This window comes from Dactylosporangium sp. CA-092794 (assembly GCF_050948465.1).
GTDB lineage: Bacteria > Actinomycetota > Actinomycetes > Mycobacteriales > Micromonosporaceae > Dactylosporangium.
Genome location: NZ_CP192044.1, coordinates 8,004,546 through 8,026,062 on the forward strand (window position 1 = coordinate 8,004,546; position 21,517 = coordinate 8,026,062).

The following is a 21,517-nucleotide window of genomic DNA, read 5'->3' on the forward strand; positions in this document are numbered from 1 at the left end:
GCCGGTTCAGCGGCGGGTCGCCAGCAGGAACCCGCTGCCGGTGTTGATTGCCGTCGCGACGAGGCCGGGGTGGGTCAGCACCGTCCGCGTGATGCCCGAGACGATCTCCCGGTGCTCGGCCTGCGGGTACCGGCCCGGGTCCATGTCGTCCAGCAGCAGCACGCCGCCCGCCGCGAGGGCCGCGATCGTGCGCTCGAGCCCGGACCACTTGCCGCCCGGCGCGTCGGCGAAGATCAGGTCGAAGGCGCCCAGCCCCGGCAGCAGCGCCTCGGCGTCGCCGACCTCGAAGCGCAACCACCCGGGCCAGGCACCGGCCGCCGCGACGGCCGCGGTCGCCGGGTCGAGCTCGACGGACACGGCCGTGACGTCGCCGCGCTCCCCCACGCCGTGCACGATCCAGGCCGCGCCGACCCCCGCACCGGTACCGAGCTCCAGGATCCGCCCGCCCGGCGGGACGGCGGCGCTGAGCGCGGCGAGCAGGCGCCCCGCGTCGGGCTCGCACGAGTACCCGAACCCCGCCGCGGCCGCCCGCCGCTCCGCCTCGGCCACCCCGGCCGGCCGCTGCAGCATGTCGTCCCCGTCCTTTCAGGCGAACGCGGCGGCCAGCTTCGGCAGCGACGCCCGCGTGACCTCGACCAGCTTGTCGCGCTGGTCCCGCACCTCCGCCGCCGTCCAGCCCTTGGTGTCCGTGCGGCGGGTCGCGCTCAGCCGCAGCTGCCAGATCAGGTTGCCGTCCATGGCGCCGACGATCAGCGTCAGCTCGGTCTTGGCCTGCTGCGACGTGCCCTTGTTGGTGTACACGACGGCCTTGTCGCCGATCCCGGTCAGCTCCACCGGGTCCAGGTTGTTCTGGGCCGACCCGCTCACCAGCTGCTGGTAGGTGATCGGCATCGCCGCCGGGTCGGCGCGCACGGTGACGGAAACGACGAACAGGGCGAGGATCGCGCCCTTCTGGTGTACGAGGCGGATCTGGCAGTTCGCCGTGCTGATCTGGTCGGTGAGGTTGCGGTCGGCGCGAGGCTCCTCCTCCCGCGACTCGTACAGGGCCGCGAACGGCTTCAGGTCGACCGCGGCGCAGAGGTCGTCCGGAGCCTTGGCGAAGTCGTACTTCGTCGCCGCCAGGCTCGGCGTGGCACCGCCGCCCAGGTCGCCCCCGTCGTCCTGGTTGGTGCGGATCGTCACGTACGTGGCGAACGCCCCGAACGCCAGTACCAGCGCCGCGGCGGCCGCGACCACGCCCTTCCACCGCGCCCTTGTGGGACGGTCCGGTGTTGTGGCTCGGTCCGGCGGCGGCTGGATCGGCGGCCGGGCCGTTTCCGCCGCGAGCCGGGCGGCCGGCCGCAGCGCCGGCTGGTCGGCGACCGTCGGCTCGGCCTCGGCAGGGACGGTCAGCCGCAGCGCCGCTTGTTCGGCGACCGTCGGCGCGGCCTCGGCGGGGGCGGTCAGCCGCAGCGCGCCCTCGGCCACGACCAGCTCGGGCTGCTCGGCGACGGTCGGCGCGACGCCGAGCGCGTCGTGCAGCATCGTGGCGACCAGCGGAATCCGGCTCGACCCGCCGACCAGGAACAGCCCGCCGATGTCGCCCGTCCCGACCCCGGCCTCGCGCAGCAGCGCCACGGTCATCCCGATCGTCGTCCGCAGCACGGGCCGGGCCAGCGCCTCCAGCTCCTCCCGCCCGAGCGGCACCTCCCGGCGCAGCGCCGGCACCATAATCACCGTGCCGGCCGCCCGCGACAGCATCTCCTTCGCCGAGCGCACCTCGTCCCACAGCTGCCGGCGCGAGCCCGGATCGCTCCACAGCGCGCCGTACGTCCCCTGCAGTGCCGCCACGATCGCCGCGTCGACGTCGAGCCCGCCGACGTCGTTGAGCCCGTGCGAGGCGACCTGCCGGAACCCGCCGCTCTCCCGCCGCAGCAGCGTGATGTCGCAGGTGCCGGCGCCGAGGTCGTACACCAGCAGGAAGGAACCGACGCGCAGCGCACCACCGTGCGTGGCGGTGAACGCCGCCGCGGCCGCCAGCGGCTCGGCGACGAGCTCGACGTCACCGAACCCGACCCGCCGCGCCGCCTCGACCAGCACCGCCCGCCGGGCACTGCCCCAGTCCGCGGGATGGGTGAGCACCACTTCCCGCACGGCACCGCCGACCCGCCCGGCCTCGACCGCGACCCGCCCGAGCACCGCCCCGACCAGCTCGGCGACCCCGACCTCGGCATCGGCGAGCAGCACGGCACGCTCGTCGATGCGCCGCTTGGGGTTGGGCTCGAGCCGCTCGGGCGCACTCCGCGCGAGATGCGCGGCGTCCCGCCCGGTGTGCAGCCGCCCGTCCACCCCGAGCAACACGGCCGAGGCCAACAACGGCGACCCGTCGAACAGCAGCTGCTGCACCCGCCCATCGGACCGCTGCAGCACCGCGACGGTCGTCGACGTGCCGAAGTCGATCCCCAGCCTCATGGTCGGCGAGAGTAGCGCATCCCCCCGCCGCGCCCGCCGCTCCGCCACCACCCGGAACACCGCCGCGAAGCGGCACCGGTCGAGCCGCTGGCGGGTCGGGGCGGTTGGCGGGCGGCGACCGGCGCGGAGCGGACCGTGGCGGAAAGCGGGCAGTGGCAGGCGGCGCGGGGCAGGGTCATGGCGGGCGGCAGGCGGCGCTGCGCAGGGCTGTGACAGGCAGCGCCGCGCAAGGCCGTGGCGCGCGGCGCAGAGCCGTGGCGCGCGGCGCAGAGCCGTGGCGCGCGGCGCAGAGCCGTGGCGCGCGGCGACCGGCAGGCGACGCGGGGCGGGCCGTGGCGGGATGAGCGGCGGGAGGCCGCGGCGGGAAGCGGGCCGCGACCGGCGATCACGTCGCACCGTCGGGCGCTCCACCCCGCGAGGCGCGGCGCAGCGACCGGAACTCTCCGCGATCATGCACAACCCGGCACCGACACCAACGGTTTTTCATGATCACGGAGTGCTGATGTACCCCCGTGTACCACAAGTCTCCGGGATCATGGCAAACCCGTGGTGCGCCACTGCGGACTGCATGATCACGGAGACATACGTCCGGCTCGGCCGCGCAGATCGGCGGTTGCACCCGCCGGGTGCGACGCTGGGCGCCGTTGCGAGCGCGGACGAGCAACACCCCAGAGTGCGGGCCGACAACCCGAGCGCAAGCGGGCGAACGACGCCCGGCGACGCGCTCCGGCAGCGGGCGACGGGGGGGGACGAGCCGGGGCGGCGCGGATGGCCGGGGGCGCGGACGAACAGACGGCGCAGGCCAGCAGACGGCGGCGGGACGGGCCGGCGGGCAACGCGACGCTTCGCGGGACGGGGCGCCGTGGCAGGCAGAGCCCGGCGGGCGGGAAGGCGGCGCGAGTGCCCGACCGTGGCGGGATGAGCGGCGCGGGGCCGTGGCTGGCGGCGACCGACGGGCGGCGCGAGTGCCCGACCGTGGCGGGATGAGCGGCGCGGGGCCGTGGCTGGCGGCGACCGACGGGTGGCGCGAGGCGAGGCCGTGGCGCGAGGCGGGGCCGTGGCGCGAGGCGGGGCCGTGGCGCGAGGCGGGGCCGTGGCGCGAGGCGGGGCCGTGGCGCGAGGCGGTCGACGGGGGGCGGGCCGTGGCGGGAAGCGGCGCGGAGCCGGCGGAGGTGGGTGGCGGACGGCGGGTCGGGGCGGTGCGGGACCGGCCCCGACGCGCGGCGGTTGTAGTGGGGCGAGGCGGAAGGGCGGGACGCGGGGCGTCAGCCGTCGGCCGGCGGCCGTCAGCGGCGGTCGGCGGTGTCCTGGGCTTCCTCGTCCTCCTCCTCGTCTTCGTCTTCGTCCTCGGTGAGCTCGTCGTCGAGGTCGACGAAGGCGTGCTCGTCGAGGCGGTCGACGACGCGGTCGCCGTCGGCCAGGGTGAAGGGGCCGGCGCCGTCGGTGTCCTCGTAGGTCTCGGGGTCGAGCGGGGTGTCGACCTCGGCGACGATGACGACGCCGTCGAGGGACTCGAGCTCCGGGATGTCCAGGGCGCCGAGCGAGCCGTCGCCGGCCTGCATCAGCTCCAGGACGGCCTCGCCGACCGTCTCGACGGAGGCGCTGTCGCCCTCGCCCGGGTTGGCGCGGCGGGCGGCCTCGGCGAGGCGGAGCAGGGCGGCGACGCTGGGCACGCGGTAGTCGCGGCGCTGGCGGACCGAGATGACCTGCGGGTGCGGGTCCTCGGCCTCGGTGCCGTCGACGCCGCCGATGCCGACGCCCAGCTGGCGGTCGGCCTCCTCAGGGTCGATCGCCTCCACGTCCCACGGGGTGACCTCGCCGAACTCATCGAGGAGCAGCTCGTCGTAGCTGTTGGAGGCGTTGTTGAGCTCAACGTAGGCCCGCCACACCTCGTCGTCGTCGGCCCGCCCGTTGGCGGCCTTGACCGCGGCCAGGTGCTCGCGTGCCGCCGCGATCACGCGCTCGAGCGCGGCGTCAAGCTCCGCGTGCCGGTCGGTCATGATGGGACTCCCCCTGAATCGATGAACGCTGTATTGGTCAGGACTGCTGCAGGAACCGGTCGAGAACTCGCACGCCGAACTGTAGTCCCTCCACGGGAACGCGCTCGTCAATGCCGTGGAACAACGCGCCGAAGTTCAGGTCGGCGGGCAGGCGCAGCGGCGAGAAGCCGAAGCAGCGGATGCCGAGCCGGCTGAACTGCTTGGCGTCGGTGCCGCCGCTCAACATGTACGGCACGGGGAGCGCTCCCGGGTCCTCGGCCCGCAGCGCCGCGGACATGGCCCCGACCAGCGCCCCGTCGAAGCTGGTCTCCAGCGCCGGCTGACGGTGGATGTACTCCAGCTCGATGTCCGGCCCGACGATGCGCCGCAGCTCCTCCTCGAACGCCTCGGACTGGCCGGGCAGGGTGCGGCAGTCGATGGTGGCCGAGGCGCGGCCGGGGATGACGTTGTCCTTGTACCCGGCGGCGAGCCGGGTCGGGTTGGCGGTATTGCGCAGCGTGGCGCCGATGATCATCGCGATCGGCCCGATCTTGCCGACCGCCGCCTCCGGGTCGTCGAGGTCGAACTCGATGCCGAGCACCTCGGAGACCTGCACCAGGAACTCGCGCACGGTCGGGGTGAGGATCACCGGGAACCGGTGCCGGCCGACCCGCGCGACGGCCTCCGCGAGCGCGGTGACCGCGTTGTCGTCGTTGATCATCGAGCCGTGGCCCGGCCGGCCCTTGGCGTGCAGGCGCAGCCAGTCGATGCCCTTCTCCGCGGTCTCGACGAGATAGAGGCGCTGGTCGCCCCCGACGCTCACGGAGAAGCCGCCGACCTCGCCGATGGCCTCACTCACGCCGTCGAAGTGCTCGCGGTGCCGCTCCACCAGGAACTGTGCGCCGTAGGTGCTGCCCGCCTCCTCGTCGGCGACGAAGGCGAGCACGACGTCGCGCGGGGGCTTGCGACCTTCGCGCTTCATTTGGCGTACCAAAGCGAGAACCATCGCGTCGAAGTCCTTCATGTCGACGGCACCGCGCCCCCACAGGTAGCCGTCCTTGAGCTCGCCGCCGAACGGGTCCACCGACCACTCCGCGGCCTCGGCGGGCACCACGTCGAGGTGGCCGTGGATCAGCAGCGCGTCGCGCGTCGGGTCGGCACCCTCGAACCGGGCCACGACGCTGGCCCGCCCGGGCTCGCTCTCGTAGATCTGCGGCTCCAGCCCGACCTCGGTGAGCTTCTCCGCGACATACTCGGCGGCGACCCGCTCACCGACGCTCGTGCCGAGGTCGCCGGTGTTGGTGGTGTCGATGCGCAACAGGTCGCGGCAGATGTCGATGACCTCGTCGGTGGCGTCCATGGTGAAGTCATATCAGGCGGGTGTGACAGTTTGGCGGTTGGTCCGGCGACGGCTACGGTGAGTCGTCGCCGGACCACCCTGAGATTCACCAGGCGAAGCCGGCGGCGTAGCTGATCGAGGCGAGCACGGCCTGCCCGGACGCGTTGGGGTGGAAGTAGTCCCAGGTCGAGACCTCGGACAGGGAGAACTGGTAGCCGAAGACGGCCCCGCCGTCGTACTTGCAGTTCGCGCCATAGGCGATGCAGGCGGCGGCGAGCTGCCCGTTGAAGTCGATCACGCGCTGGCGCACGCGGTCGCGGCGGGCCGAGTCGGCGGCCGAGGTCGAGGTGGGGTTGGCGAGCATCGATTGACAGATGCCGAACAACGACCACACCGTCCGCGCGGCGGCGTTCGTGCTGCCGACCTGCCAGAGCCGTTTGATGTCGGGGATGCTGATCAACAGGATCTTCGCGTTCGGCAGCCCGGACTTCAGCGTGGCCAGCGCGCCGTCCAGCGTGGAGCGGAAGGCGGCGACGCCGGTCATGGTGGACTCGGAGCTCGTGCAGGCGTCGTTGGCGCCGATCAGGATCGTGACGTACCCCGCGCCCTGACTGACGGCCGCGGCGGCCTGCCCCGGCATGTCGGCGACCGTGGCACCGGACTCGGCGTCGTTGAAGTTGTGGCCGCTGATCGCCGGGTTGACCGCCCGGATGCGCAGGTAGTGGCTGTTCACGCCGGTGTCGGTGCCGGTGCTGAACGATCGGCTCGGACAGTCGACGTACCAGCCGCAGGCGTTGAAACCGCGGGAGATCGAGTCGCCCATCGAGGCGATGGATCCGGGCGGCGGGCCCGGGGCCGCGGCGGCCGGGATGGCGGTCCCGAGCTGCGCGGCGGTGATGACGGCGGCGGTGAGCGCGGCGAGGGCGGCGGACCCCCGCCAGGTCACAGACATGGCGGCCCCTTCAATTGAAGATGGTGCATGCGATGGTACCGCCGTTTCAAGGAATGCGGACTCGGGTAACCGCGCGTCACCACTCCCACGACCGAGGAGGTCGACCCGTGAGCGCGGCCCCGCTCCCCCCGCTGCCGCCCGTGCCAGGCGTCACCGACGAAGAACTGGAACCGGCCGGCCCCAGCATGCTCGACCTGCTGCACGAGGACCACGAGCAACTCGACCGGCTGTGCGCCCGCGCGACGACGGAGCCGAAGGCGTCAGACGTCCTGGTGGCGATGCTGGCCCGCCACCTGTCGGCCGAGGAGCAATATCTTTATCCGGCGATCCATTCGGTACTGCCGGAAGGCCCGGAAATCGCCGAACGCGAACTCGCCGCCGACGCGGAGCTGCTGGTAGCGCTGCGGCGGCTGCACGCGACGCCCGCGGACCAGGCCGCGCTGCACTCGGTGACGGAACGCGTTCGAGCACACACCAGGCGCACGGACGGCGAAGTTTTTCCGGCCCTGCGCGAGCGATGCACCGATACTGAGCTGGTACGGCTGGGCAACCGGGTGGAGATCGCCCGCTCGGCGGCCCCCACCAGGCCACATCCCGGCACTCCGTCCACCCCGCCGCTGAACAAGGTCGTCGACCCGGCGATCGGCGTGGTGGACAAGGTGATGGACGCGCTTTCCCGGCGTACCACGTGGGAAGAGGACTTGTAAGCCGGCGAACGTTTATCGATCGGTCCACAGCGGTATCAAACAGGCATGGCAACCATCCTGTGGATCATCGCGGTGCTGATCGGCATCGCCGGTGTCGTCGCACTCCTGCGCCGGCAAATCTTGTGGGGCATCATCCTCATCGTCGTGGCACTGCTGATCGGCCCGGGTGGCGTCAGCATCTTCAACGTCTAGGGCACCGCCACCCTCGACGCTACGAACCCCGGGCCGGCCGGCTCCCCCTCCGGCCGCCCGCGGCACAAGGCCCCCGGCGCCCCTCGCGCCGGGGGCCGCCGCGTGTCTCACCCCCGATTCGTCAAGATCTCGGGGAACCGTGTAATGTGTCGCAGGGCCGTTGGAGCGGGGTGAGAACCACCGCGTACAATGGTTCAGCCAGTCGAAGTGGCGGAATGGCAGACGCGCTAGCTTGAGGTGCTAGTGCCCGTTAAGGGCGTGGGGGTTCAAGTCCCCCCTTCGACACCAATGTGTTGCATACCTGCACCACTTGAGTGCTTCCTGGTCGAGCACGCTTGAGCACCGTTTCGTAGCATCCCTGCTTCCTGACGCCCGTCTATTCGGTCGGGTGGTGGCAGCATGGCTGCGCTGACCATCGCCCCGATCGTCCCGCCCAGCGCGCTGGCCGCCGCTGGGCCGGAGGGGCCGCGAGGGCTGCCCCGGCGGCCGCTGCCCCTGGCACCGGTCCCCTCGCCGCACACCAGCCCGATGCGGTATGGGCTGGCCACGCTCGACAACCGCGGCCGTGTCGCGGACGGCGCCCTCGTCCGGGCCATGGGGTGGGCGCCGGGCACCCGGGTCCACATCCGCGAGCAGTCCGGGCTGGTCCTGGTCACCGCCGACGCCCAGGGCGTGTTCAGCATCAGCCGCCAGGGATACGTCCAGCTCCCGGCCACGGTGCGGCACTGGTGCCGGCTCACCATCGGCGAACGGCTACTGCTCAGCGCCGACCCCGCGAGAAAGCTGCTGGTCGTCCACCCGCCCGAGGCGCTCGACGCCATGGTGGCCCACCTGCACGCGCTGCGCATCGGGCAGGACGAATCATGACCGCCGTCCCGCACGCACCGGCCGGCCAGGCAGAGCTCGAAGCGGCTCGGCTGCTGCTGGCCCGGCTCGGCGTCACGCCCGCCGACCTGCTGCAACTGACCCCAGCCCGGGCGGCGGCGCCGACGTTCGCCGAGTATGTCCCGATCGTGGCCGCGGCGGTCAGCGACGGCACCCGCCGGGCGTACACCAGCTACTGGAACCGAGTCCTGGAGCAGTGGGCCGACCGCCGGCTGGACGACGTACGGCCGTCCGACATCGAACGGCTCGTCGAACACGTCAAAGCCCACGTGGTCGTCCGCAGCAACGCCCGCGGCGGACGCAGCGCCGCCGAAAACACCATCACCGCGCTGCGCTGCCTGTACCGCCGCGCCGTCGCCGACGGATACCTCACCGAGGCGGAAAACCCAGCGGCCAAAGTCGCCAAACCAAAGCGGCTGCCCAGCACCCGCCGGGCTGTGCCGGACACACGGCTTGCGGAGATCAACCAGGTCGCGGCCAGCACCGGCGACGACCCGGTCCTGGACAGCCTCCTCCTGCGGCTGCACACGGAAACCGCCTGCCGCCGCGGCGGCGCGCTCGCGCTGCAACCCGCCGACCTCGACGAGGAGCAGTGCCTGATCAGGCTGCACGAGAAGGGCGACACGGTACGGTGGCAGCCCGTCTCACCGACCCTCATGCGACACCTGCGCCAGCACGCCGACGAACGCCACGCACCACCAGACGGTCAACTGCTGCGGTACCGCAACGGCCAGCCGATCACCCACCGCCGCTACGACCACCTCTGGGAACGCATCGGCAGACACCTGCCATGGGTCGCCAAACAGGAGATCAGCACCCACTGGCTACGGCACACAACCATCACCTGGGTCGAACGCAACTTCGGCTACGCCATAGCCCGTGTCCTGCACCGGGTTTGATGGAGACATCGAAACCTGGGAGGAATACCAGCGATGCCTGCACCGAAGAAGTACCCCGATGAGTTGCGTGAGCGTGCGACCCGGTTGGCGGTCGAGGCCCGCCGGGACCCGGTGTCGGCGGTGGGCGCGATCCGGCGGGTCGCCGATCAGCTCGGGGTGCATCCGGAGGCGTTGCGGACGTGGGTGAAGCAGGCCGAGACCGATGCCGGTGTGCGGCCTGGCAGCACCAGCAGCGACGCGGAACGCATCGCCGCGCTCGAACGGGAGGTGCGTGAGCTGCGGCGGGCGAACCAGATCCTGAAGTCCGCGGCGAGTTTCTTCGCGGCGGAGCTGGACCGTCCGTCGCGATGAAGGTCGATTTCGTCGACTCCCAGAAGGAGCAGTACGGTGTCCAGCCGGTCCTGCAGGCGCTTGATGGCACGCCGGCACAGATCGCACCGTCGACGTACTACGCGGCCAAGACCCGCCCCGCCAGCGCCCGGTCCCGGCGCGACGAGGAACTGACCGCGCTGATCGAGCAGGTCCACGCGGAGAACTACGGCGTCTACGGGGCCCGCAAGATCTGGCACGAGCTGCACCGGCGTGGTGTCCGGGTGGCCCGCTGCACGGTCGAGCGGCTGATGCGCGCAGCCGGGCTGCGCGGGCTGCTGCGTGACAGGTCGCCGCGCACGACCCGGCCTGCAGCCGAGACCAGCCGGCCCGCTGACCTGGTCAGACGGGACTTCACCGCAGCCGGTCCGAATCAGCTGTGGGTCGCTGACCTGACCTACGTGCGCACTGCCGTGGGCTGGGTGTACGCCGCGTTCGTGCTCGACGTGTTCTCCCGCATGATCGTCGGCTGGCAGGTATCGACGAGCCTGTACACCGACCTCGCGTTGGACGCGTTGAAGATGGCCATCTGGCGCCGCGAGAACCAGGGCACTGACCTGGACGGACTCGTTCACCACTCCGACCGCGGCGTGCAATACCGGGCGATCCGCTACAGCCAGCGCCTCGCCGAGGCCGGCGCCGCCGCCTCGGTCGGGTCCAGGGGCGACTCCTACGACAACGCGATGGCCGAAGCGTTCAACTCCCTCTACAAGGCCGAACTCGTCCGCAACCGAGGACCCTGGCGCGGGCTTGACGACCTGGAGATGGCCACCGTCGAGTACATCGACTGGTACAACAACCGGCGCCTGCACGGCGAGCTCGGGCACGTCCCGCCCGCCGAACACGAAGCGCTACACGCGATGACCCACCCACTCACCGCAACCCTGGAAACCAAATAACTTCGTCTCCATCAAACCCGGGGCTTGACACCGCGCCTACGCCGGACATGCCGAAGGTAGCGCCGCCGGCACCACCGCTACCTATGTGCGGGCCAGCCTGCAGGAGATCGCAGCCGCACTGGCCGCACTCACCGGCGAGCCTCATCCGCTGGCATGACCGACCACGTCACACCGCGCCGGCGGCGGCCCACACGTTCTGATGGTCGCCGCCAGCGCCGACACGCCTCGCGGAGGGCAAGGGGTCGTGGGTTCAAATCCCGCCGTCCCGACGGGTTCTGAGCAGGCCGTATAGATCGCCGCCTGTGATCTTGTGTTCACGGGCGTGGTAACAGCGATCAGCTACAGTGCCCCGCATCGTCACGCTGTGACCACGGGGGCACCAATGGCCGTATTCAGTTAGCACCTCGCCAACGGACAGACGCGCTGGTTCTACGTTGTCGATCTTCCTCCGGGCCCGGACGGCAAGCGACAGCAGAAGAAGAAGCGCGGAATCAAGTCGCGGACCGCCGCGCTGAACGCCGAGCGAGAACTCCTAGCGGCGTTCGCCGGCGCCGAGATGAACGCCGACGGCACGCTCGGCGCCGAGTTGAACGCCTGGCTCAACGAGCGCGAACTCGACCTCGAGGAAACGTCGCTGGAAAACTACCGCGACATCGTCCGCTGCTACGTCAACCCGCACATCGGCCGGAACCAGCTCTACGCCGTCGACAAGAACATGATCAACGGCCTGTTCAAGACGCTGCTACGCTGCGGCAACAAGCAGGGCAGCCCGCTCTCTCCGGGCACCGTGCGGATCGTGCACCGAGTGCTGATGAAGGCGCTCAAAGACATCGGAATCACCGTCAACGGCGTCCGCCAGCCACGCCGCGAGGCCAAGGAGACGATGGGCCGCAAAGGCGTGTGGCCACCGGACCAGTCGCGGACCTTCCTCAAATTCCACGCCCGGCACCGGATGCGGGCGGCATGGGCGCTCGCGATCGTGGTCGGCACGCGACGCGACGAGATCGCCGGCCTGAAGTGGCAGCGCGTCGACTTCGAACGGGGATCCTTTTCTTGCACTGGCAGCGAACCACCACCAGCGCCGGGGTGGTCGAGAAGGAACCGAAGGGCAAGAGCAAGCGCACCGTCGCGATCGGCCCAGCACTCGTCGCCGAACTCTGCGCCCACCGCAAACGGCAGCAGGCGGAGAAGGACCACGCCGGCGTCGTCTACCACGACCGCGACTACGTCTTCTGCAAAGAGGACGGCGAGCCGTACTACCCGAAGTACTTCACCGGCGAATGGGAGCATGCCTGCATCCAGGCGGGCGTCGCCGTGATCGCCTTGCATGACGCCCGGCACACATCCGCGACGACCGGAGCCGACGCGGGCGTCCCCGAACACGTCATGCAACGCCGCCTCGGCCACGCCGACGCACGCACCACCCGCGAGGTCTACACCCACCTACTGCCAGAGACCGAACGCAAAGCGGCGCAACTCATGGACGCGATCCTGATCAACGGCGAAGCCGCCTGACTACACGGAATGACTAGGCCATCCGGTCAATTGTTTGGACCTGGTGCCGCGAAGCAGCAACTGCCCTGTTCCACGACTCGGATCGCGGCTGTACGTTCCGTGGCAGGAGTAGGTCTGCTCAACCTCTTCATGACCTCGCCTCCGCAAAGGGGTATAGACACTGCGTGCCGTCACCGCAAATGTGTGGGCCCACCAACTGACGGTGGACGGCAATGTGGTGCGCCAACTTCTGGTTCCCGAAGGAAGTCTTGACGTCGAAGACACGCCGACTGGACTTTGGGTCGCCGGGTCGTCTGGCAGGTGGCCCGCGACGAGGGCCAGCGGCATGGACGAAGCCGACCCACTGACGGCGCAGCTTCCCGTCCTACGCACCAAAGGGGTGCGTATCGTTTGGGTCGGTTCTCGGCAGCCTAGCGATCCGAGCGACGTGCAGTCATCCTATGCCGGAGCCTTCACATTTCGGTCTCACGATGAGCCGCACAGTCTCCGCCGGCCGCAGATAGGCGCGCTGCATTCAGTAGTGGGTTACTGGTCTTCGGGACTCACCGACCCCGGCATCGTTGTCATGCCGACCGGGACGGGAAAGACCGAGACGATGATCGCGCTGTTGGTGGCGTGTCAGATAACAAAGTTACTGGTCATTGTCCCGACGACGGCGCTACGAAACCAAGTCGCGGGCAAGTTCGAATCACTCGGCATCCTCCAAGAGCAAAGGATCATCGAACCGTCGGCGTTGCGGCCCCGAGTCGCCCGGTTTGAGCATGGGATGCGGGACCGTGCGAACGCCGAAGCACTGGCAGCCGCGTGCAACGTGCTCGTCGCAACGCCCCAAGCGCTTGGCGCCTGCTCTCCAGAAGCGCGCGGAGCCCTTCTGGAGCAGTTCACGCACCTCATGGTCGATGAGGCTCATCATGCTCCGGCGCCGAGCTGGGCCGCCATCATCCAGGCTTTCGAGGACCGGCCGGTGCTGCTGTTCACGGCCACGCCGTTCCGCGAGGACGGCAAGGGACTTCCAGGTCGCACCATCTTCAGATTCCCGCTACGCGAAGCCCAGCGAGACGGGCACTTCACCCACATCGACTATCAGGCGGTTCTAAGCCTGACCGGCGCGGACGCCATGATCGCCGACCTCGCGGTCGATCGGCTACGTCGCGACCTGGCGGCCGGATTCGACCATATCCTCATGGCCCGTGCCAGGAGCGTGCGGCGTGCCAAGGAAATCGTCGCTCTCTACCAAGCGCGCGCCAGCGACCTGTCACCTGCGGTGCTCTACGACGGTGTCCGTCCCCAGCAGCGCCGCGCAGTTATGCAGGCGTTGGAGGAACGCTCTTGTCGCGTCGTCGTTTGCGTCGACATGCTCGGCGAAGGGTTCGACCTGCCGTCCCTCAAGGTCGCGGCCTTGCACGACGTTAAGAAGAGCCTAAGTCCGATGATCCAGTTCATCGGACGATTCACCCGTGCGCCTGACACTCCAACGATCGGCACGGCGTCCGCGTTCGTTGCCCGTGATCCTTCGGTCGCGCTGTCACCGCTTCGTGACCTACTGCGGGAGGATGCGGACTGGAACCTTCTGCTCACCGATATCACCGAACGTGCCACCGCTGCTGCGGAAAGCGTCAGCGAATTCGAAGCGTCCTTCACAGGTGCGCCGGACGACGTCGCCGTTGCCCTGCTGGAACCGAAAATGAGCGCGGTTGCATACCGAGCTCCCTTTTCGTCCTGGCACCCCGAACGCGCGCTGACGTTCTACGGAGAGGGTCGCATCCTCGACGACCGGGTCGCCATCGGAGCCTCGGCCTCAATCGCCTGGTTCGTGGTCGAACACCGTACCAGCGTCAGCTGGGGCAGCGTACCGGACCTCGAGCAGGTGATATTCGAGCTAATCATCCTGCACTTCGACGAGCGGACACGACTGCTGTACATCCACGGCTCCCAGAAGGCCGGAACGTACGCGGACCTCGCGAACGCTGTGCTTGGTGGTGAGCCGATGCCGCTGAAGGGGCCGCACACGTTCCGGGTGCTCGCCAAGCTCGACCGACTGATACCAAGCAACATCGGACTGCTCGATGCCCGTGACCACTTCAACCGGTTCACCATGTATGTCGGCAGCGACGTCATGGAAGCCCTCAATACCGCTGACCGGCAGGGGAAGAGTCAGACGCACATCGCCACGTCTGGGTTCGACCAGGGCGAGCGAGTCACGATCAGCGCCGCCCTGTCCGGCCGTTTCTGGTCGGTGCGATCCGCGCCGAACCTGAAAGCCTGGGCGGAGTGGTGCGACGTTCAGGGCGAGAAGCTGCTCGACGACCGGATCGATCTCAAGGACGTCTTCAACGGACTCATCGTTCCCGTCGACCTCACGCAGCGACCGCCACATGTCCTCCTCGGTCTCGAGTGGCCGTGGGAGCTGTTCATGGGTAACGGCACCGGCGTATCGATCAGTTACGGTGACGCCCCTTACCCGGTCACCGACGTAGGGTTCGAGGTCGACGACTACGGTACTGCGGGGCCGTTCCGCTTCTCACTGGTCACAGCCGCATGGCGGGTCCGTTATCAGGCCGACTTCACGCGACAGGGGCTCACGTATGCACCAGTCGGCGACGATGCAGAAGCTCTTTCTCGCCCTGCCCCGGTCCCTCTAGAGGCATGGATCAACAAGCGGAAACCCACTCTGTTCCTCGATGGGGACCGCATGATCACCAGCGAAGACCGGCTACTGCACCCCAACTACGACATCGAGCCCTTCGACCGGACCCGGCTCGTGACGTTGAGGTGGCCCGGCGTGGATCTCCGGGTGGAATCCCAAGGGCCCGAGCGGCGCCCAGATTCCATCCAGGCCTTCATGTCGAAACACCTTCAAAGCACCGACGTGTTCGACGTACTCCTTGACGATGACCGGTCGGGCGAGGCGGCCGATCTCGTCGGCCTTCGCGTTCTCGACAGGGAACTCATCGTGACGCTCGTGCACTGCAAGTACTCGTCCAAGCCCGACCCAGGCGCACGCCTCACCGATCTTTACGAGCTGTGCGGCCAGGCGGTCCGCGGTGCCAAATGGCGACAGCATGGGGCACAGCCCCTGTTACGTCATCTCGACCGACGTGCGCAACACTACGCGAACCGGACCGGCATCTCGCCATACGAGCTCGGCGACATCGGCAGCCTCTACCGCATCAGACAGCTCGCCACCCAGCTACGACCAAGGTTCCGCACGCTGCTCGTTCAGCCTGGCCTGTCTCAAGCGGAATGCACCGACGAACACCTCCGCCTGCTTGCCGGCGCGGAGTCATACGTCCACGCAGTAACCCGAGGAACATTCGAGGTGTTTTGTAGCGGGTAGCCAGCTCCACGGTGATGCTCGACACGCTGCGCCGAAGTAGCCGCTGCGCAAAAGATCCACCGGCCGGTCGGCGCCCTGACCGGATCCGGGTCGTAGCGCTGGACCCGGCGGCCCTACGGCGTACATCGGGTTCGGGTCCAGGCTCTGGCAAATTAGCCGGGCTCTGGCTGTTTCCGCACCGGCAGGTTTACGTCGAGCAGGCAGGGCACGGTGGAAACCACGCCGTCGGCGGCGATCTCCTCGGCCTGCGAGCTGAGCTCGGCGAGCAGGCGCTCCTTGCTGTAGCGCGCCGCGGCCGTCCTCCTGCAGTCGTTCTTCGTCCAAGAGTCGAGCGGATACCAGCCGACGAGGTAGATGCCCGCCGAGCTGCGGGCCGCCGGAATGTAGCGGTCGGCCAGCTGCGTCCGCTGCGCGGTGGGCACCTCCGGATTCCACGAGCCCTTGATCTCGATAACCACCGCCGCGCGAGCAGCCGTGCGCCCGTCGGCAGTGTTGGTGCGAGGCGTGACCTCGACCAGGATGTCGGTTCGGTCGCCAGCGCCGGTGAGGGCATCCGTCGGTTGAACCATGACCTCGCGGTTCACGATGACGCCCCGCCCGACGAGCCGAAGCTCAAGCTCATGCGCGAGGTATGCCTGCAGCGCGTACTCGTACTCTGGCCGCCAGCTGCCGTCCGCTTGGTGATTCCACAGCAGATCGCCGTGCTTGGGGAGGTCGGCACCGATCTGGCCGAGGATCTCAAGCAGGAGCTCGATCAGTTCAGCGTCGCTGCGGGCGAAGCGGCGGGTCGCATCGTCGAGCAGCCTCGCGACCTCGGCCGGTTCCGGCGCCCGCCAGCGTTCGGCAGCAGCGACCCAGCGGGCGCGGACCAGGCAGTACAGCAGGAACTGGCGGTCGCGAAACGCCTCACGCAACCCGGCCAGTGCCTCGACCGCCTCCGACGTGCCAAGCGTGACAAGCGCCTCGGGCACGCTGTCGCGCCATCGTCGGGCCTGTTCCTCGGGCCCGACAAAACGCCCCTCCAGCACTATGGGTGGGTCCTGGTCCGGCGGAAGCACCTCACTGAGCCACCGATAGACGCCTACGAGCTGCTCCACGGATAGCGCCTCGAGCAACGTTCTGCCGTCGTACGCCGCCCCAGTGGCGAGTGCGATCTCGCGGCCGGTCGCTGGATGGGCCGAGGTGGCGGCAAGCACCGTCGCCAGCCGACCCGCACAGTCCGCCCGCAGCAGCGCCCGGCCAGCGCGACCGGCCAGAGCGAGTCCCCCGGGATCGTCGCTACCGGCGCGCAGCCGGTCAACGGCCAGCTCGACGCCTCGGGCGTCCCCGGCGGTCAGCAGCGCCGCGACCATCGTCTCCCAGGTCTCCATGGCGATCGCCCGATGCTTGTCGGAGACGAGCGAGACCCGCACCCGCTCCACTCGGGTAATGGCCGCTGCGACCTCGGTCACCATGTCCGCCCAGGCGGCGGCTAGTGGCGGCGCCCATCCGGGATCGATGTACCGCACATCGAACGGCGAACTGCCCCGCGCGAGCTCCGCCCGGACGTACTCCTTCACGCTGTCCGCCAGCCGCTGGGGCGCATGCTGGGCGGCGATCGCGAGCAGCTTCCGCTTGACGTCGTCGCCCTCGGGCTGCGTCGTGATCGAGTCGATGAGCGCATGGGTCCAGCACGCCCAACGCTCGGGCGGCAGTTCGCCGAGTCGGCCCTGCCGATACAGCATCGCCATGGCCAGGTAGCCCGCCCAGGCCCGGTAGTTGAGTATCCCTTGCCCGACCCACTCCGCGGCGCGGTCGTCCTGGACGGAGAGGTACCGCAGCGCGGCGTTGGTGAGGCGGTCCGGGTGATCGGCGGGCAGGACTGCGATGCCAGGAAAGTCGAGCAGGTTGTCGTCCTGGCGCGGCTGGCCCCTGGCCGTCTCCGGCTCGCACTGCAGCAGATACGCCAGGCGCCAGAACGCATCGGGCTCGCCGCCCTCGCTCTCCACAAGCACCTGCTGCATCCGCTGATGAAACGCGGCGACGTCCTCGGGCGAGGCCTCTGGCTCATCGTCACGGCGCCTCCGTCGCCACCGCCGTGTCAAGCCCCGGGTTTGATGGAGACGAAGTTATTTGGTTTCCAGGGTTGCGGTGAGTGGGTGGGTCATCGCGTGTAGCGCTTCGTGTTCGGCGGGCGGGACGTGCCCGAGCTCGCCGTGCAGGCGCCGGTTGTTGTACCAGTCGATGTACTCGACGGTGGCCATCTCCAGGTCGTCAAGCCCGCGCCAGGGTCCTCGGTTGCGGACGAGTTCGGCCTTGTAGAGGGAGTTGAACGCTTCGGCCATCGCGTTGTCGTAGGAGTCGCCCCTGGACCCGACCGAGGCGGCGGCGCCGGCCTCGGCGAGGCGCTGGCTGTAGCGGATCGCCCGGTATTGCACGCCGCGGTCGGAGTGGTGAACGAGTCCGTCCAGGTCAGTGCCCTGGTTCTCGCGGCGCCAGATGGCCATCTTCAACGCGTCCAACGCGAGGTCGGTGTACAGGCTCGTCGATACCTGCCAGCCGACGATCATGCGGGAGAACACGTCGAGCACGAACGCGGCGTACACCCAGCCCACGGCAGTGCGCACGTAGGTCAGGTCAGCGACCCACAGCTGATTCGGACCGGCTGCGGTGAAGTCCCGTCTGACCAGGTCAGCGGGCCGGCTGGTCTCGGCTGCAGGCCGGGTCGTGCGCGGCGACCTGTCACGCAGCAGCCCGCGCAGCCCGGCTGCGCGCATCAGCCGCTCGACCGTGCAGCGGGCCACCCGGACACCACGCCGGTGCAGCTCGTGCCAGATCTTGCGGGCCCCGTAGACGCCGTAGTTCTCCGCGTGGACCTGCTCGATCAGCGCGGTCAGTTCCTCGTCGCGCCGGGACCGGGCGCTGGCGGGGCGGGTCTTGGCCGCGTAGTACGTCGACGGTGCGATCTGTGCCGGCGTGCCATCAAGCGCCTGCAGGACCGGCTGGACACCGTACTGCTCCTTCTGGGAGTCGACGAAATCGACCTTCATCGCGACGGACGGTCCAGCTCCGCCGCGAAGAAACTCGCCGCGGACTTCAGGATCTGGTTCGCCCGCCGCAGCTCACGCACCTCCCGTTCGAGCGCGGCGATGCGTTCCGCGTCGCTGCTGGTGCTGCCAGGCCGCACACCGGCATCGGTCTCGGCCTGCTTCACCCACGTCCGCAACGCCTCCGGATGCACCCCGAGCTGATCGGCGACCCGCCGGATCGCGCCCACCGCCGACACCGGGTCCCGGCGGGCCTCGACCGCCAACCGGGTCGCACGCTCACGCAACTCATCGGGGTACTTCTTCGGTGCAGGCATCGCTGGTATTCCTCCCAGGTTTCGATGTCTCCATCAAACCCGGTGCAGGACACCGCGCTACCTCGCTGTCGAGCGGAACGGGATCGAACCACCAACTGACGTGCTTCCACACGCGGTGGGTCCGGTCTTCGAGGACAAGCGTCGCCGACTCGTCGTCGGCCAGGTCGAACACCGTGGCGGCCGCAACGGCGAACGCCTCGGCCATCTCGCCCCGGCCGCCCGTTGTGGCGTCGGTCGCCAGCCGGTAGAGCCACACGAAGTCGCCAGAATCCAGCAACGCGGGCCGCCCAGCCGACCGCAGCGCGCCTTCCGCATCGCCGGCATTGCGTCGATAGCGACGGCCCGTCCACCCCCCGAGCATGTCCCAGGCGCTGTCGTGGTTGAACGTCCCGGCCTCGACCCACTGCTGGATCAACTCGTGCGCGACACTGCGGCGCAGCGCACAGACTTCTGCTGGCTCCCGTCCGTCGGCGTTGACGAGGTCGAGCGCCCAGGGCATCGGCACCGGTTGGTACTGCTCGATCCGGTGTCGCACGACCGCAGCCACGCCACTCACGTGAGCGGCCGGGGAATGCGCCGAGAGAGCCCGATCGACCAGGTCGTCGACAAAGTCGTCGAAGGAATCGGGGAGGTTGCTCGACTCCTCGCCCCGGTTTTACTCCTCCGCCGCCCATCGCAGCACCGTGTCGAGGTCACCCTCTGGCAGGCGTTCCGCGAAGATGCGCCGGAACAGCCGGAACGTGCCGATGCGCCTGGGTTTGCCGCGGTGCCGCAGCACCGGCAGCACGTCCACGGTCGCGATATGCCGCGGCCACAGCATGCGCAGCAAGCCGCCGCGAAGCTCGCCGTCCGGGTCTTCACCAACCGCGACCGCCGGATCCGTGAACCGGCGCAGGAGCCCTCGCAGCCGATCCGACGCGCGGTCCGGGTCGCCCGCGAATGCGGACGACGCGGCCAGCACATGGGTCGAGTCGTCCCACGCGTCGTCCTCGGCAAGCTGCAGGAGCCGGTCGACCAGATCGGCGTCCGCGGCGTCGCGGGCCAGCCGGACAGCCAACCGGACCCGCGCCCGAGACTCCCACTCCACGGGCGGTCCCGCGTCCGACTCAGCCAGAACCTCCCGCAATTGCCGGCCGAGGGCTGGATGGGCGAGGTGTCGTCCGGCCCGGGCCCACGGCCGATCCGCGACCTCGATCTCGCCTGCTCGGCGCAGCATCGCGGCAACGATCGTCTCGCGTACCGCGGGTGAGTCGACCAGCGGGCTGTGCGGCACGAGGCTCTCCGGGTCGGCCTCGACAAGCCAGCGCGTGTCTATGTCGGCCGCGCCGGCCAGCCAGGCGGCCGTCTCGCGCAGCGCGACGGGAACAGCATGATCGGCGCGGCCAAACGGCATGAGAAACAGCGGCCGCAGCTGCGCGGACGGAACGCGGTGCCGGACCAGATATTGGGCGGCGAGGTAGGCCGCGAACGACGCGTGCCGAAACGCCAGCCGGTTCGTGCCGCGACCGGTGAACAGCGGGGTCGCCAGCGTCGCGTCGACGACCCCGGGGGCGACATGGAACGTCCCGCCCTCGCAGGTCTCCTCACCTCCAGCGAACCCGGCGGCGTTGACGTCCTGGGCCTCCGCTCCGCGCGCGCCCGCGCCAGATGGTCCGTCGGCCTGACAGCACCAACCGGACGGCGATCCGCTCCGCGACCGCCTGCCGCTGGCTCGGGGTCGAATCTCCGTTCACGGTGCTGCGATCCGAGTCATGCTCGTCCAGCAACTGCAGCACACCGTCGGCGAACAGGTCGACCGGCAGCGCGTCGAGGGAACCGCGCCTGCGGTAGGTGCCGACAAGCAGTTCGAGTGTGAGCGGCACACTCGCGAGGGCTCCCGCGCCGCACTCGACAGCCGCCGCGACCAGCGCTTCGCCGTCGACACCCTCGACGCTGGACGCCAGAGCCGTGGCCTCGGCACGGGTGAGCGGAGCCAGATCGGCCAGGTGGCAAGACCCGCACGCTGTCCTCAGCACCACGGTGAGGTTTGCCGGGTAGTCTGCCGTACGGCATCCGAGGACGAGGCGTAAGCCGGCGGTGTCGCGGCCGTCGAGCGCGCGCCGAAGGTGCCCCGCGAGCTGCTGCAGGATCGGGCATTCATCGACCTGGTCAATGATGATGACCAGGCCGGGTGTGGGCCGGCCCGATGCCGTCGCGGCACCCGCTGGGACCGGCTTGGGCGGGAGCGTCCTCAGGTGGCAGCCGACAAGCTCCTCGAATGAGGCCGCATCGGCGAGGTCAGCGCCATCGACGGGCTCCTCGACCCTTAGCCCACCGGCGTCGCCGTATTCGCGCAGTCGGCGGAACTCGGTCGACTTGCCAAGTCCGGGCTCCCCTAGCAACACGACGGCCCCGCTGCGCAGTGCATCCTGCAGCGGCAGGAGGCGGCCGACGATGTCACCGCCATCCGAACCGCTCGGTTCCCTCCACGACGTGGCGAGGAATCCGTCTTCGTTCACGGGAAAGGGCAACTCGTCCGCTACGGACCCGGACCGGATCCGGCAGACCCGGGGTACCCGGACGCCAAAGGACGAACCCATCTCGCGTGCCCCTCGGTGACCGACTCCCCGAAACGCCGGGGCAAAAGCCTATCTCGCTCGCCGATACCGCT

17 protein-coding genes and 1 tRNA gene are annotated in these 21,517 nt (G+C 69.7%); 8 read left to right on the forward strand and 10 right to left on the reverse strand.

The genetic code is table 11. The features are described from left to right. Positions 1-6: 6 nt before the first annotated feature. The 5 genes from ACQPXD_RS34175 to ACQPXD_RS34195 form a co-directional block, all read right to left on the reverse strand. The gene (locus ACQPXD_RS34175; RefSeq protein WP_432825445.1) at positions 7-570 is read right to left on the reverse strand and encodes an O-methyltransferase; all 564 of its coding nucleotides are present in this window, start codon (positions 568-570) and stop codon (positions 7-9) included. Between the two features lie 15 nt (positions 571-585). Continuing rightward, entirely contained in the window at positions 586-2,451 is a 1,866-nt protein-coding gene (locus ACQPXD_RS34180; RefSeq protein ID WP_432825446.1) for an Hsp70 family protein, read from the reverse strand. 1,286 nt (positions 2,452-3,737) lie between these two features. Next, positions 3,738-4,451, reverse strand: coding sequence for a hypothetical protein (locus ACQPXD_RS34185; protein ID WP_432825447.1), 714 nt, complete (start codon positions 4,449-4,451; stop codon positions 3,738-3,740). A gap of 37 nt (positions 4,452-4,488) precedes the next feature. Then, positions 4,489-5,790 carry a M20/M25/M40 family metallo-hydrolase gene (locus ACQPXD_RS34190; protein ID WP_432825448.1) on the reverse strand — a complete coding sequence of 434 codons (1,302 nt, stop codon included), beginning with the start codon at positions 5,788-5,790 and terminating at the stop codon, positions 4,489-4,491. An 85-nt stretch (positions 5,791-5,875) separates the two neighbouring features. Continuing rightward, entirely contained in the window at positions 5,876-6,721 is an 846-nt protein-coding gene (locus ACQPXD_RS34195; protein WP_432825449.1) for an SGNH/GDSL hydrolase family protein, read from the reverse strand. 185 nt (positions 6,722-6,906) lie between these two features. Here ACQPXD_RS34195 and ACQPXD_RS34200 point away from each other — a divergent pair, with 185 nt between their 5' ends. From ACQPXD_RS34200 to ACQPXD_RS34235, 8 genes are all read left to right on the forward strand, one after another. Continuing rightward, the gene (locus tag ACQPXD_RS34200) at positions 6,907-7,428 is read left to right on the forward strand and encodes a hemerythrin domain-containing protein (RefSeq protein WP_432825450.1); all 522 of its coding nucleotides are present in this window, start codon (positions 6,907-6,909) and stop codon (positions 7,426-7,428) included. 45 nt (positions 7,429-7,473) lie between these two features. Beyond that, positions 7,474-7,620 carry a GPGG-motif small membrane protein gene (locus ACQPXD_RS34205; protein WP_344616877.1) on the forward strand — a complete coding sequence of 49 codons (147 nt, stop codon included), beginning with the start codon at positions 7,474-7,476 and terminating at the stop codon, positions 7,618-7,620. Positions 7,621-7,821: 201 nt separating this feature from the next. Further along, a tRNA-Leu gene (locus tag ACQPXD_RS34210) sits at positions 7,822-7,908 on the forward strand. Between the two features lie 111 nt (positions 7,909-8,019). Beyond that, positions 8,020-8,487: a hypothetical protein gene (locus ACQPXD_RS34215; RefSeq protein WP_432825451.1), complete on the forward strand. Its 468-nt coding sequence runs from the start codon at positions 8,020-8,022 to the stop codon at positions 8,485-8,487. Continuing rightward, positions 8,484-9,404 carry a tyrosine-type recombinase/integrase gene (locus tag ACQPXD_RS34220; protein ID WP_432825452.1) on the forward strand — a complete coding sequence of 307 codons (921 nt, stop codon included), beginning with the start codon at positions 8,484-8,486 and terminating at the stop codon, positions 9,402-9,404. Before ACQPXD_RS34215 ends, ACQPXD_RS34220 begins: the two co-directional genes overlap by 4 nt. Before the next feature lie 33 nt (positions 9,405-9,437). After that, a protein-coding gene (locus tag ACQPXD_RS34225) for an IS3 family transposase (protein WP_432825453.1) occupies positions 9,438-10,672 on the forward strand; the annotation gives its coding sequence in 2 pieces (ribosomal slippage) (positions 9,438-9,717 and positions 9,717-10,672; 1,236 coding nt in all). Between the two features lie 1,053 nt (positions 10,673-11,725). Further along, positions 11,726-12,187: a tyrosine-type recombinase/integrase gene (locus ACQPXD_RS34230; RefSeq protein ID WP_432825454.1), complete on the forward strand. Its 462-nt coding sequence runs from the start codon at positions 11,726-11,728 to the stop codon at positions 12,185-12,187. Positions 12,188-12,512: 325 nt separating this feature from the next. Continuing rightward, entirely contained in the window at positions 12,513-15,524 is a 3,012-nt protein-coding gene (locus ACQPXD_RS34235; RefSeq protein ID WP_432825455.1) for a DEAD/DEAH box helicase, read from the forward strand. A 152-nt stretch (positions 15,525-15,676) separates the two neighbouring features. Here ACQPXD_RS34235 and ACQPXD_RS34240 read toward each other — a convergent pair whose 3' ends face one another. The 5 genes from ACQPXD_RS34240 to ACQPXD_RS34260 all read right to left on the reverse strand — a co-directional run bounded on the left by ACQPXD_RS34240 (position 15,677) and on the right by ACQPXD_RS34260 (position 21,365). Further along, positions 15,677-17,527, reverse strand: a complete 1,851-nt coding sequence (locus ACQPXD_RS34240; RefSeq protein ID WP_432825456.1) for a hypothetical protein — start codon at positions 17,525-17,527, stop codon at positions 15,677-15,679. 105 nt (positions 17,528-17,632) lie between these two features. Beyond that, positions 17,633-18,867 (reverse strand): IS3 family transposase gene (locus ACQPXD_RS34245; protein WP_432825453.1). Its coding sequence is split into 2 segments (ribosomal slippage): positions 17,633-18,588 and positions 18,588-18,867, totalling 1,236 coding nucleotides; the frame shifts between segments, so codons are not numbered across the junction. Further along, complete coding sequence (locus tag ACQPXD_RS34250; RefSeq protein ID WP_432825457.1) at positions 18,839-19,414, reverse strand: hypothetical protein; 576 nt, start codon at positions 19,412-19,414, stop codon at positions 18,839-18,841. Before ACQPXD_RS34250 ends, ACQPXD_RS34245 begins: the two co-directional genes overlap by 29 nt. Positions 19,415-19,522: 108 nt before the next feature. Further along, positions 19,523-20,260, reverse strand: a complete 738-nt coding sequence (locus ACQPXD_RS34255; protein WP_432825458.1) for a hypothetical protein — start codon at positions 20,258-20,260, stop codon at positions 19,523-19,525. A 190-nt stretch (positions 20,261-20,450) separates the two neighbouring features. After that, complete coding sequence (locus tag ACQPXD_RS34260) at positions 20,451-21,365, reverse strand: NACHT domain-containing protein (RefSeq protein ID WP_432825459.1); 915 nt, start codon at positions 21,363-21,365, stop codon at positions 20,451-20,453. Positions 21,366-21,517 lie beyond the last annotated feature (152 nt).

Coding starts and splice junctions, on each gene's coding strand:
- ACQPXD_RS34215 (WP_432825451.1), top strand. CDS start 8,020: ATGGCTGCGCTGACCATCGCCCCGATCGTCCCGCCCAGCGCGCTGGCC.
- ACQPXD_RS34195 (WP_432825449.1), bottom strand. CDS start 6,721: ATGTCTGTGACCTGGCGGGGGTCCGCCGCCCTCGCCGCGCTCACCGCC.
- ACQPXD_RS34205 (WP_344616877.1), top strand. CDS start 7,474: ATGGCAACCATCCTGTGGATCATCGCGGTGCTGATCGGCATCGCCGGT.
- ACQPXD_RS34190 (WP_432825448.1), bottom strand. CDS start 5,790: ATGGACGCCACCGACGAGGTCATCGACATCTGCCGCGACCTGTTGCGC.
- ACQPXD_RS34180 (WP_432825446.1), bottom strand. CDS start 2,451: ATGAGGCTGGGGATCGACTTCGGCACGTCGACGACCGTCGCGGTGCTG.
- ACQPXD_RS34255 (WP_432825458.1), bottom strand. CDS start 20,260: ATGCCGTTTGGCCGCGCCGATCATGCTGTTCCCGTCGCGCTGCGCGAG.
- ACQPXD_RS34200 (WP_432825450.1), top strand. CDS start 6,907: ATGCTCGACCTGCTGCACGAGGACCACGAGCAACTCGACCGGCTGTGC.
- ACQPXD_RS34175 (WP_432825445.1), bottom strand. CDS start 570: ATGCTGCAGCGGCCGGCCGGGGTGGCCGAGGCGGAGCGGCGGGCGGCC.
- ACQPXD_RS34220 (WP_432825452.1), top strand. CDS start 8,484: ATGACCGCCGTCCCGCACGCACCGGCCGGCCAGGCAGAGCTCGAAGCG.
- ACQPXD_RS34240 (WP_432825456.1), bottom strand. CDS start 17,527: ATGCAGCAGGTGCTTGTGGAGAGCGAGGGCGGCGAGCCCGATGCGTTC.
- ACQPXD_RS34185 (WP_432825447.1), bottom strand. CDS start 4,451: ATGACCGACCGGCACGCGGAGCTTGACGCCGCGCTCGAGCGCGTGATC.
- ACQPXD_RS34235 (WP_432825455.1), top strand. CDS start 12,513: ATGGACGAAGCCGACCCACTGACGGCGCAGCTTCCCGTCCTACGCACC.